Origin of the sequence: Rhizobium indigoferae, from assembly GCF_034554815.1 — a bacterium.
Classification (GTDB): Bacteria; Pseudomonadota; Alphaproteobacteria; order Rhizobiales; family Rhizobiaceae; genus Rhizobium; species Rhizobium leguminosarum.
Map to the genome: position 1 here is coordinate 3,102,858 of NZ_CP140635.1, position 12,168 is coordinate 3,115,025.

11 protein-coding genes are annotated in these 12,168 nt (G+C 60.4%); 9 read left to right on the forward strand and 2 right to left on the reverse strand.

Annotated elements, in window-relative coordinates; genetic code table 11:
- Positions 1-2 precede the first annotated feature (2 nt).
- The 3 genes from U5G49_RS15650 to U5G49_RS15660 all read left to right on the forward strand — a co-directional run bounded on the left by U5G49_RS15650 (position 3) and on the right by U5G49_RS15660 (position 3,105).
- Entirely contained in the window at positions 3-1,154 is a 1,152-nt protein-coding gene (locus U5G49_RS15650) for a M24 family metallopeptidase (protein ID WP_130729330.1), read from the forward strand.
- 91 nt (positions 1,155-1,245) lie between these two features.
- Positions 1,246-2,067, forward strand: coding sequence for a hypothetical protein (locus U5G49_RS15655; protein ID WP_130729331.1), 822 nt, complete (start codon positions 1,246-1,248; stop codon positions 2,065-2,067).
- A gap of 105 nt (positions 2,068-2,172) precedes the next feature.
- Positions 2,173-3,105 (forward strand): ribose-phosphate pyrophosphokinase, encoded by a 933-nt coding sequence (locus U5G49_RS15660; protein ID WP_018073974.1) that lies wholly within the window; start codon positions 2,173-2,175, stop codon positions 3,103-3,105.
- 217 nt (positions 3,106-3,322) lie between these two features.
- Here the strand turns inward: U5G49_RS15660 and U5G49_RS15665 are convergent, their stop codons facing one another.
- A complete protein-coding gene (locus tag U5G49_RS15665; RefSeq protein WP_130717365.1) occupies positions 3,323-4,870 on the reverse strand; it encodes a hypothetical protein in 1,548 nt (515 codons plus the stop codon).
- A 403-nt stretch (positions 4,871-5,273) separates the two neighbouring features.
- On the opposite strand from U5G49_RS15665, the gene U5G49_RS15670 reads away from it, so the two are divergent.
- The 5 genes from U5G49_RS15670 to U5G49_RS15690 all read left to right on the forward strand — a co-directional run bounded on the left by U5G49_RS15670 (position 5,274) and on the right by U5G49_RS15690 (position 10,438).
- Entirely contained in the window at positions 5,274-5,882 is a 609-nt protein-coding gene (locus U5G49_RS15670) for a 50S ribosomal protein L25/general stress protein Ctc (RefSeq protein ID WP_018243034.1), read from the forward strand.
- A gap of 184 nt (positions 5,883-6,066) precedes the next feature.
- Positions 6,067-8,418, forward strand: a complete 2,352-nt coding sequence (locus U5G49_RS15675; protein ID WP_047618560.1) for a putative bifunctional diguanylate cyclase/phosphodiesterase — start codon at positions 6,067-6,069, stop codon at positions 8,416-8,418.
- A 25-nt stretch (positions 8,419-8,443) separates the two neighbouring features.
- Positions 8,444-9,157 carry a substrate-binding periplasmic protein gene (locus U5G49_RS15680; protein WP_018446677.1) on the forward strand — a complete coding sequence of 238 codons (714 nt, stop codon included), beginning with the start codon at positions 8,444-8,446 and terminating at the stop codon, positions 9,155-9,157.
- Positions 9,158-9,249: 92 nt separating this feature from the next.
- Positions 9,250-9,981, forward strand: coding sequence for an aminoacyl-tRNA hydrolase (gene pth / locus U5G49_RS15685; RefSeq protein WP_047618563.1), 732 nt, complete (start codon positions 9,250-9,252; stop codon positions 9,979-9,981).
- A 4-nt stretch (positions 9,982-9,985) separates the two neighbouring features.
- A complete protein-coding gene (locus U5G49_RS15690) occupies positions 9,986-10,438 on the forward strand; it encodes a GNAT family N-acetyltransferase (protein ID WP_047618566.1) in 453 nt (150 codons plus the stop codon).
- 31 nt (positions 10,439-10,469) lie between these two features.
- On the opposite strand, the gene clpS is transcribed toward U5G49_RS15690, so the two are convergent.
- Positions 10,470-10,781, reverse strand: coding sequence for an ATP-dependent Clp protease adapter ClpS (gene clpS / locus U5G49_RS15695; protein WP_026188480.1), 312 nt, complete (start codon positions 10,779-10,781; stop codon positions 10,470-10,472).
- 264 nt (positions 10,782-11,045) lie between these two features.
- On the opposite strand from clpS, the gene ychF reads away from it, so the two are divergent.
- Positions 11,046-12,149: a redox-regulated ATPase YchF gene (ychF, locus tag U5G49_RS15700; RefSeq protein ID WP_026188481.1), complete on the forward strand. Its 1,104-nt coding sequence runs from the start codon at positions 11,046-11,048 to the stop codon at positions 12,147-12,149.
- Positions 12,150-12,168: the final 19 nt, after the last annotated feature.

Sequence of the window (12,168 nt, forward strand, 5' to 3'; positions counted from 1 at the left end):
GAATGGCACTGCACTTCGAAAAGGCCGAATTCGCAAGCCGGCTTGCGCGCCTCACCGAGAAGATGAAGGAAGAAAAGCTCGACGCCTTGCTGCTCTTCGCCCAGGAAAGCATGTACTGGCTGACTGGCTACGACACCTTCGGCTACTGCTTCTTCCAGACGCTGGTCGTCAAGAGCGACGGCACCATGGCGCTGATCACCCGCTCGGCTGATCTTCGCCAGGCCAGGCATACCTCAATCCTCGAGGACATCCATATCTGGGTCGACCGGGTCAATGCCGACCCGACGCTCGACCTGAAGAACCTGCTGGTCGAGATGGATCTGCTCGGCGCCCGCATCGGCGTCGAATACGATACGCATGGCATGACCGGCCGCGTCGCCCGCCTGCTGGACGCGCAATTGACCACCTTCGGCCAGATCGTCGACGCCTCCTACCTCGTCAGCCGCCTGCGCCTGATCAAGAGCCCGACGGAGGTCGCCTATGTCGAGCGCGCCGCCGCTCTCGCCGACGATGCGCTCGATGCTGCGATCCGGCTGACAAAACCCGGCGCCGACGAGGCCGATATCCTCGCCGCCATGCAGGGTGCGATCTTTTCCGGCGGCGGCGACTATCCCGCCAACGAATTTATCATCGGCTCCGGCGCCGACGCGCTGCTTTGCCGCTACAAGGCCGGCCGCCGTAAGCTCGACGCCAGCGACCAGTTGACGCTCGAATGGGCCGGCGCCTATGCGCATTACCATGCCGCCATGATGCGGACGATCGTCATCGGCGAGCCGACGCATCGCCATCGCGAGCTTTACAACGCCTGCCGCGAAACCATCGAGGCGATCGAGACCGTGCTGAAGCCCGGCCAGACCTTCGGCGATGTCTTCGATATGCACGCCAGGATCATCGATGAGCGCGGCCTGGCCCGCCACCGGCTGAATGCCTGCGGTTATTCGCTCGGCGCCCGTTTCTCGCCCTCCTGGATGGAGCATCAGATGTTCCATGTCGGCAATCCGCAGCCGATCGAGCCGAACATGTCGCTCTTCGTGCACATGATCATCGCCGATTCCGATACGGGCACGGCGATGACGCTCGGCCAAACTTATCTGACAACAGCGGATGCGCCGCGCGCCTTGTCGCGCCATCCGCTCGATTTCATCGGGCTTTGACCGGTGAGAATCCGGAATTGACAGACGACCGTCCCCACCCGCATAAATTCGGGTGGGGCTGATTGCGATTGTGGGAAGGACGGATCAAGGGATGACGCGAGCTGCGATTGTGCCCACGTTCCTGTTCGTCATGGCTCTGCTGACCGCCTGCAACACCACCGATGCGCTGACGCCGCAGGTCGATATCGGCGATTCCTCCGGCCGCCCGTCATCGAGCCCGGTAACGCAGAGCGAAGCCGAGCGGTTGGCGGGCACCCGCCAGCCGAGTTTCTCGGCAAGCTCGCAGCAGGGCGGCTACCATCCAGCCTATGATCAGTCACAGCAGGCCTATCGGCCCGGCACCGGCGCGCCGCCGACGACGATGCAGGAGCAGGCAGACGCCCTGTCGAGGAGCAGCTCCTCGCCGGCCGCCTCCGCCCCGATCGACGGACAATCGCTGCCACCGCCGGTGGCCAGTGGTGGGCTTCCCGCACAGTCGGCTCAGCCGGCCGAGGCACAACAGCCGCAGCAGACCGCCGCCCTCCCCTCCAGTTCCTCCTCCGTTCGCGGCAGTACCGTGCGCTTCCTGCCGATCATCGGCGCGCCGGTGCAGGCCGTGACACCGCTCTCGCGCCAGCTCGGCACCGAGGCGCGCGCGCACGGCCTTTCCATCAAGAGCTCGAACGATGCGAGCAGCGATTACATCCTCAAAGGCTATCTCTCCGCCTTCAGCGACGACGGCAAGGTTACCGTTGTCTATGTCTGGGACGTTCTCGACAGCGGCGGCGGCCGCTTGCATCGCATCCAGGGACAGGAAAGCGTGCCGACGGCCGCGACCGATCCCTGGGCGGGCGTTCCAGCCTCGGTGATGCAGCAAATCGGCTCAAAAACCATCGCGGAATTCTCCTCCTGGCGGCAGACTCAAGGCGGTTAGTCACAAACTTTTTGCAAATATGGAAGCCTGTGGCGCCTTTGCCCTTGCATTCACGGGGAAGCTGACTAAAAAGCGCGGCTATCAGCGCGTAACAGGCGGACCAAAATGAAGGTTTTCGCAGGCAATTCGAACCGGCAACTCGCCGAAGCGATCTGCAACTATCTCAATGTTCCCTTGGGGAAAGCCAGTGTTCGAAGGTTTGCCGATCAGGAAATCTTCGTGGAAATCCAGGAAAATGTGCGCGGTGAGGACGTTTTCCTCGTGCAGCCGACCGCCTTTCCCGCCAACGACCATCTGATGGAACTGCTGATCATGATCGACGCGATGCGTCGTTCGTCAGCCCGCCGCATCACCGCCGTCCTACCCTATTTCGGCTATGCCCGTCAGGATCGCCGGGCCTCCGGCCGCACGCCGATCTCCGCCAAGCTGGTCGCAAACCTCATTACCGAAGCCGGCGCCGACCGCGTCATGACGCTCGATCTCCATGCCGGGCAGATCCAGGGCTTCTTCGATATACCCACAGACAACCTCTTTGCCATGCCCGTGCTGACCCGCGACATCAAGAGCCACTATGACCTCAGCAACGTCGTGGTCGTCTCGCCCGACGTCGGCGGCGTGGTTCGCGCCCGCGCGCTCGCGAAGCGCCTGGACTGTCTTCTGGCCATCGTCGACAAGCGTCGCGATCGGCCGGGTGAATCCGAAGTCATGAACATCATCGGCGACATTGCCGGCAAGGACTGCCTGCTGATCGACGATATCGTCGATTCGGGCGGCACGCTCTGCAACGCGGCCGATGCGATGCTGGCCAAGGGCGCATCCAGCGTCACCGCCTATATCACCCACGGCGTTCTCTCCGGCGGCGCGGTCACCCGCGTCACCTCCTCGAAGCTGCGCGAACTCGTCATCACGGATTCCATCCAGCCGACCACGGCCGTCCTCTCGGCCCACAATATCCGCGTCGTAACGACGGCGCCGCTGATCGGCGAAGCCATCAGCCGCACGGCTCAGGAAGAGTCTGTCTCCAGCCTCTTCGATTAAAAGAGCCGGCGTTCGACCGGCTCTTTCAATTTCTACTTCAGATGGACCAAGCTATTGCCGGGCATGCTCTCCGAGCCGCATGAATTGCTGGCCGTTGATCGTCGCGGGCCGCGCAAACCGCCGTCCCGATCGTTGGTCTCCGCAGGGCTTGTGACGCAAGACGCAAAAAGCCGGCACAAGGCCGGCCTCTTTCATTTCTGATCCCAATTGATAACGCTCAAGGCTGCTGCGGCGGCGCAGGTACCGCGTCCTGACCCTGATCCGGTTCCTGTTGGTCTGGCTCCAGCTCCTGATCTTGATCCTGATCAGGACCATCCGGACCCTTGATCTGCTGGCCATTGATCGCCACGGAACCATCGCGACTGATGCTGATGTCCCAGCGCGAGCGGCCATCTGCATCGGTCTTGGCAAAGCCCTTCACCATCATGATGCCGAAGGAGACCTGGTTGAGGTCGGGATCTGTCTTGGCAAGCTCCTGAACCGCGGCGATCGTCTTGTCGAGATCGCGGGCAAGGATGGTCGCCTCCATCGAATAGTCTTTCTGAGTATCGACGCGTCCCTCGATCTTGCCCGTCATGTCGACGTCGTAGACATCGGACTTGGCGCTGACCTTCGGAAACTCGACGGTGAGCCGGCCATCGCGGAAGAGCTTTTTCGCCATCTCGTCGCCGCTTTGCTCCGGCGGCTTGGCGTTGAAATCCATCGCCATGAGCGCGTCGCCGAAGGTTGCGAAATCCAGATTCGGAATGGCGAGTTGCAGATCGAAATTGGTCGGCACGAAGGGCGAATAACTTGCCGGCATCGCCGGGCTGTCGAGGCTGATGTCCTGAGCGTCGATACCGAAGCCGAAACGCATGGCATCGCTCGGCCCATCGATGGCCAGGTTGTAACCGAACGCCTTGACGCCGCCATTGCCTACCTGGCTGCTGATGGTCAGATTATTGACCCCGATTGTCTCGCTGAACGAGGCAAGAATCGGAAAGGCTTGCTTGAGCATTCCCTTTATCTTGTCGCTGTTCTCCGGGCTTAGTTCCTTCTCCTCGAGATGGTCGAGAATGAAAAGGACGATCTCGCGGATTTGCTTGGCCGGCAGGCCGTTCACCTTGGCATCGAAATCAATGGAGTCGGCACGGATTTCAACAGGCGGCATTTGCAGGCCGGAAACCTGCTCGACGAAAGTCGACATCGAGCCGCTACCGGCAAAATCGATACGCCCATTGCCGCCTGCGCTGTCCGTTGAAGTCAGCTTTTGGTCCATCCCGGCAAAGCTGGCATGGACTTCCTCGGTGTCGGATTTGCTGGCGACCTTGATGTCCTTGGCGGTGAAAGTGCCGGAGCGCAGATAGCTGATCGCCGGATCGAAGACGCCGGTGTAGACAAGCGAAGCGATGGAGTAGGAGAAATCCGTTGGCTTCTGGTCGGGGCCCTTGAAATGGCCGGAGACGTTGAGCTTGTTGTCACCCTCAATGTTCCAGAGCCCGCTGTCGAGCGGCGTAGCGAACATCGAGAACGGCGTCAGCCCGTTGATTGCGAATGTCGCCGGATCGGCCTTGGCAAGCAGCTTCGCCAGATCGTAAATGATCTCGTAGCGAGTACCTGCCGGATTGACGGTAAGCAGGCCGCTCTTCGCAAGATCCTCGGGAAGCAGCTTCGTCAGATTGTCCTTGACCGCATTGGCGCCATCCTGATTGATCTCGACACCCTGAGCCGTGGTGACAAGGCAAAGTGCCAGCAAGCTCGTTGCCGTGACAAGTTTGAGACGCATAGTCCGATTTCTCCTCAGCCCCTTTTTTGAATGCGGCCATCCAAAGATGCGAAGCGCGCCGATGTCAACCTCAGCTGTGGCAGAGAATGGCAATTTCGCCGTTCATACGGCCGCGTATTTCGGACGGGCGAGGATATCGCCTCCTCGTATGCGCCATTCGGCTCGCCGTTGACGATCGACGCAATGCTCGAATGCGGTTTCGGCTTGTCGAAGCGTGTATATCACCGGAAAACAGCCCGAATCCGCAACTTGCGTTTCCGATCGACTTATAATATAGGCCACCGGTCCGTGTAGACACCCTTGGAGGCAACGCGGATGAGGTCGGGTCATACCGCCTCCGGTTCGTCGGAACAAGGCTTTTGCCCGCCGCCGAACTCTCCATATAACCTCGAAAGGAATAGCCATGAGCCAGGAAACTTACGAGCTCAAGGCCGAGGCGCGCGAACGGGTTGGTAAGGGGTCCGCCCGTGAACTTCGCCGCAACGGTTTGATTCCCGCTGTCATCTATGGTGACAAGCAGGCCCCCATTGCCATCGCTCTCAACACCAATGAGGTGACGAAGCGCATTCACGCCGGTGGTTTCATGACCACCGTGGCGACGATCGAAATCGACGGCAAGAAGCACAAGGTTCTGCCGAAGGACTACCAGCTCGATCCGGTCCGTGACTTCACGTTGCATGTCGATTTCCTGCGCGTCTCCGGCAACACCCAGGTGACCGTCGAAATCCCCGTTCACTTCATCAACGAAGAGAAGTCCCCGGGCCTCAAGGTCGGCGGCGTTCTGAACATCGTTCGCCATGAAGTCGAAGTTCATTGCCCGGCCGATGCGATCCCTGAGTTCTTCAACATTGACCTCAGCGGCAAGAAGATCGGCGACAGCATCCATATCTCGGAAGTCACCCTGCCGAAGGGCGTGACCCCGGTCATCGACCGCGACTTCACGATCGCGACGATTATCGCTCCGGCTGCCGGCATCGACGAGAGCGCCGCGGAAGGCGAAGCCGAAGCCTGATCGCTTCGACCAATTTATAAAGCATATGGCCCGCTTTCCCCTGGAAGGCGGGCTTTTCATTGCCCGGAAATGCCCCGTTTCAGCAACATTTAACAAATTCGTGAAAGCATGATCCGTCAGCTGCGAAGAAGCCCGCCTCAACGCGCGACAGCAAATATGGTCGGCCTGGGGAGTAGACGGAACCATGAACAATTCCGTTGAGAACAGATTTTTTGCGATAGTTTGCGGAGCGCTGCTCGTTTTTGTCGCTCCCCTCTTTGTTCTCTTCCTTTTTCTTTCCTCGGAACGGGCCGACAAGGAAATACGTGACCATATCTCCGTTCTTCTTGTCGCCAATGCCCAGGCGCTGGCCAAACCCCTGTGGGACCTCGATGAAGACAGCGTTACCCAGATCAGCGCGACGGTCGTTTCCCAAGGCGCCATCGTCAAGGTCGAAGTGCGTGACCAGTCAGGCCAGCTCGACGTCAGCCAGTCCACCATTCCGCGCTCATTCGACGGCAAGCTGGTGCAGGTGTCGCGCGCCATCATCTACAACACCGTCGACGGTCCGAGGAACCTCGGCAGCATCAGCGTCTATTATCCCGCGCTCGGCCTGTTTTCCGGCCTGAAGCAGGAAGAGGTCGTCTTCATCTCGATCTTCATCTTTGCGGTATTGACCGTTTTCGGCACGGCACTGATCGGCAACCGCTTCTTCGTCATCCAGCCGCTGATGCGGCTGACGGCAGCGATCGAAGCCACCCGCCAATTGGGCTCCCGCCATCATGTCGACTGGCAGTCGAACGACGAGATGGGGCGACTTGCCCATAGCTTCAACGAGATGCAGACCAAGCTCGAAAGCGAGGAAAAGGAGCTGAAGTTCGCCCACCGCCGCGCCACCGACATCTACAATCTGACTCCCGCCATGCTCTTCTCGCTCGACGAGGAGGATCGCATCACCGCCGTCAGCGATTATTGGCTGCTTGCCACAGGTTACAACCGCGCTGCCGTCATCGGCCGCAACTTCGCCGATCTCGTCACCCCCACCACCCGCGACAAATTCGTTAAGCGCCGCCGGGCCGAAAGCGGCTTGACCGTCACCGTCAAGTTTGTCTGCCTGGACGGCCGCACGATGGACGTCCTCATCATGGAATCGGAGGCGGGAGCCGGCGCTCACGACCGCCTCTCGCTATCGGTCATGACCGATGTCACCGAACTCAAGGCCTCCGAAGACCGCAACCACCGCCAGGCAATCACCGATCACTTGACTGGGCTTCTTAATCGCCAGGGCTTCGAAGCCGTCCTCGACAACAAGATCGCCGCCGCCGACGCCGCCGGCCAGGAACTCGCCTGTCTCTTCGTCGATCTCGACCGCTTCAAGTGGATCAACGACAATATGGGCCATGCCGCCGGCGACATGGCGCTGGTCGAGCTCGTCGAGCGCCTGAAGGCCCATCTTGCCCCTTCCGACGAGGCAGCCCGTCTCGGCGGCGACGAATTTGCCATCCTGTTGCCGGCGAAGGATGCAGAAAAACGCGCCAGGGTGATGTGCGAGCAGATTGCCTCGATCTTCGAAACGCCATTCGCCCCCGACATGCATCTGAGCGCTTCCGTCGGCATCGCCATCTATCCGCATCATGCTGCAACCGCGGCCGAACTGCTGCAGAAATCCGACATGGCGATGTATGCAAAGAAACGCGACGGCAAGAACGGCGCGCAGCTCTTCGACAATGCCATGCTCGACCGTGCCCGCAGCCGCGCCGAAATCGAAGCCAACATCGAAGCCGGCCTCGTCGACGACTGGTTCGAGGCCTTCCTGCAGCCGATCGTCAACCTGAACGGCCGCGGGATTGCCGGTTTCGAGGCGCTGATGCGCCTCAACCATCCGCAGAAGGGCTTGATGCCGCCGGCCGAGATCATCAGCGTCGCCGAGGAGACGGCAAAGATCGTCCGGGTGGGCAACGTCATCATGGAAAAGGCGATCGCCAACCTCGCAAAAATTTCCCGCATATCAGGCATGCAGGATACCTATCTCGCCATCAACTTCTCGCCACTGCAGTTCGAGCCGGCGCTGCCGGCCCGTCTTGCCGCCTTCGTCGGTCGCCACGGCATCCGCCCCGAGCGCATCGTCGTCGAGATCACCGAAGCCGTGCTGATGCACGACAATCCTGAGATTCGCATGATCGTCACGGAGCTTCGTCGCTTTGGCTGCCGTATCGCGCTCGACGATTTCGGCACCGGCTATTCGTCGCTGAGCTACCTCAACCGCTTCCCCGTCGACATCATCAAGATCGACCAGTCCTTCACCCGCGCCATCAACGACGGCGACGACGACGTGCGCCAGAAAAGCCGTATGTTAATCGAAGGCATCACCACGCTCTCCCACAAGATGAATTGCACCGTCATTGCCGAGGGTATCGAGACCGAAGAGGAATGCCGCACGCTCCACCAGATGGGGCTTGACTATGGTCAGGGCTACCTCTTCCACCGTCCGCAGCATGCAGCCTCACTGATCGAGAACCTGATGGCCTCGCAATCGGCCGTCGCACGCGCCTCGTAAACGAAGAACGAAGGAGATGATGCCGATGAAAAAGCTCCTGCTTCTCGCATGCCTGGCGCTGCCCTGCACCGCCCATGCGCAAAGTGTGACCTTCACGACCGAGGATTATGCCCCCTTCAACTACCGCGAAGGCAAGGAGATCAAGGGCGCGACCGTCGAGCAGGTCGAAAAGGTAATGGCCGCAATCGGCGTCGACTACACGATCGAGATCATGCCCTGGGCGCGCGCTTTTAGCCTTGCCCGCACGGCGCCGATGACCTGTGTCTTCGCGACCGCCCACAACGGCGCGCGCGACCCGTTGTTCAAATGGGTCGAGCCGCTGCTCATCGACCGCAACATCCTGATCACTCGCAAGGGTTCGGGCGTCACCGCCGGCAATCTGGACGAGGCAAAGAAATATACGGTTGGTACTCAGCGCGAGGATTACACCGAGACGATCCTGAAGGAGAAGGGCTTCACCAAGCTCGATGTCGCCAGCGACTTCAACGCGACGCTGCGCAAACTGCTTGGCGGGCGCATCGACATGATGCCGATCTCCGAACTCTATTTCGAAAAGCTGAAGGTCGACCAGCCGGTGGAAATGGTGACCGTGCTCTCCGCCCAGCCGATGGGCATCGCCTGCGAGAAGAACTTTCCGGACGATCTGCTCACCAGGATGCAGGCTGCCCTCGACAAGCTGATCGCCGATGGCGACCAGAAGCAGATCTTCCTGAAATACGGTATGAACCTCTCGGAATGACCCTGCTCGGCGGGCTGCTGCCCTTTCCGCTTGACTTTGCTTTCGTTTCGCGGTGGTGAACGGCGGGAAGTTTTAGCGAGGGAAGACAGGCCATGCTGATCATCGCGGGTCTCGGCAATCCCGGCGGCAAATACGCCGGCAACCGCCACAATGTCGGTTTCATGGCCGTCGACGCCATCCATCGGCGCCACAGCTTCTCGCCCTGGTCGAAGAAGTTCAGGGCCGAGATCGCCGAGGGCGAGATCGCCGGCGAAAAGGTGCTGCTGATCAAGCCGCAGACCTTCATGAACCTCTCCGGTGAGTCCGTCGGTGAGGCGATGCGCTTTTACAAGCTCCAGCCCGCCGACCTTGTCGCGATCTACGACGAACTCGACCTCCCCCCGGGCAAGGCGCGGCTCAAGACCGGCGGCGGCCATGGCGGCCACAACGGCATCAAGTCGCTGGACGCCCATTGCGGCAGGGAGTACCGGCGGCTACGCCTCGGTATCGGCCATCCCGGCGTCAAGGAAATGGTGCAGAACCATGTGCTCAGCGATTTCGCCAAAGCCGACAAGGCCTGGCTGGAACCGCTTCTCGACACGCTCGCCGACAATGCCGACATGCTGGTACGAAACGAGGATTCGCAGCTGATGAACAAGATCGCGCTGGCGCTCGGCGACAAGGCCGAGGAGGAGAAACCGCGAAAGGAAAACAAGAGTACCGAAAAGAAGCCGGCCGGCCAGTCGCATATCCATCAGGCCCGCAACCACAATCAGCCGAAGCTGCTGACATCAGGGCCGATGGCCGACATGTTGAAGAAGATGTTCGGCAACAAGGGCGACTGAAGCCATGACGGACCGGGACTTCGTCATCCGCCCTGCTGCCCGCAGCGATCTCCCCAGTCTCATGACGCTTTACCGTCACCTGAACCCGACCGATCCGGTTCTCGACGAGGCACTTGCCGAGGAACGCTTCTCCGCCATCCTCTTGCAGCCGGGCATGACCGTGTTCATCGGCTATGCCGGTGATGTCGCCGCCGCAACCGTCACAACCGTCGTCGTGCCGAACCTGACGCGGAGCGGCGCTCCTTATGGGCTCATCGAAAACGTCGTTACCCACGCCGATCATCGCAAGCGCGGTTACGCCGGCGCCGTTATCCGCCACGCGATCGCAGACGCCTGGAACGCAGGCTGCTACAAGGTGATGCTGCTCACCGGCTCCAAGAATCCGGCCACGCTGCGCTTCTACGAGAATTGTGGCTTCGCTCAGGACAAGACCGGCTACCAGATCCGCCGACGCTGAGCCCCTCTCGGGACTGCCCCCGGCAAAGCGCCTATTCTTCCGGCTCTGTGGTGAACATCAGCGGAAAGCCCATGCCCTTGGCGAGGTCGATGCCTTCCTTGGCCTTGGTCTCGGCGATGTCCCTTACGCAGACCACGACCACACAGGAACCGAGCTTGTGCGCCGTCATCATCACCCGGTAGCCGGTCTCCTCGCTCATGCGGAAGACGGACTTCAGGATCATGATCACCAGTTCGCGCGGCGTATAATCGTCATTGACCAGAATGACCTTGTAGAGCTTCGGCTTATCCAGCTTCGGCTTCACCTTGGTCTTCGGTTTCAGGGCAACGTCATTGTCACTCATCGGAAAAATCCACCCGTTGATGACATGGAAAAGGCGGAGAAAACGTCCGCCGACAATATATTGCACCGTAAGCACGGCAGTTCAATCACGTAAATATCACTCAGCGGAAAGCGGAGGCAATCCCGGCCACGTTTTTCGAGAATCGCCGCAGCCTTCCTGTCATCCGGAGAGCCGTTGAACTTCAATTCCTGTTGCGAACCCTTGACCCAGGGCGGCCATTCCCGCATAGGCAGGGCAAAGTTGCAAACAGATATGGATCAAGCCATGGGCTTCAAATGCGGTATCGTCGGGCTGCCGAATGTCGGCAAATCGACCCTCTTCAACGCGCTCACCAAGACGGCCGCCGCACAGGCGGCGAACTATCCCTTCTGCACCATCGAGCCGAACACCGGTGAAGTCGCCGTTCCCGATCCGCGCATGCGCAAGCTTGCCGACATCGCCAAGTCCAAGGAACTGATCCCGACCCGCATCTCCTTCGTCGATATCGCCGGCCTCGTGCGCGGCGCCTCGAAGGGTGAAGGCCTCGGCAACCAGTTCCTCGCCAATATCCGCGAGGTCGATGCCATCGTCCATGTGCTGCGCTGCTTCGAAGACAGCGACATCACTCATGTCGAGGGCCGCATCAATCCTGTCGCCGACGCCGAGACGATCGAGACCGAGCTGATGCTCGCCGACCTCGAAAGCCTGGAGCGCCGCACCGAGCAGACGCGCAAGCGTGCCACCGGCAAGGACAAGGATTCGGTGGCGATGCTGCCAATCATGGAAGCCTCGCTGAAGCTGCTCAACGAAGGCAAGCCGGTGCGCACGCTGCTCTCGACGCTCGATGCGGAAGAGATCGTCATCCTCAAGAGCCTCAATCTTTTGACCTCGCATCCGGTGCTCTACGTCTGCAACGTCGCCGAAGGCGATGCCTCGACCGGCAATGAGTTCACCGAAGCCGTCGCCGTGATGGCTAGGGAACAGGGTGCCGAAACCGTCGTCATCTCGGCGGCGATCGAAGCGGAAGTTGCCCAGCTTCCTGAAGAGGAAGCCAAGGAATTCCTCTCCGCCCTCGACCTTGACGAGGCAGGTCTCGACCGGCTGATCCGCGCCGGCTACAAGCTGCTCCACCTCATCACCTATTTCACTGTCGGCCCTAAGGAAACGCGCGCCTGGACGATCGAGCGCGGCACCAAGGCGCCGCAGGCCGCCGGCGTCATCCATTCGGATTTTGAGCGCGGCTTCATCCGCGCCAACACCATCGCCTATGACGACTACATCAAATACAACGGCGAAGTCGGCGCCAAGGATGCTGGCAAGGCGCGCGACGAAGGCAAGGAATACGTCGTCCAGGACGGCGACGTCATCCATTTCCGCTTCAACACCTAAAGCAATTCCAGGAAAAGTG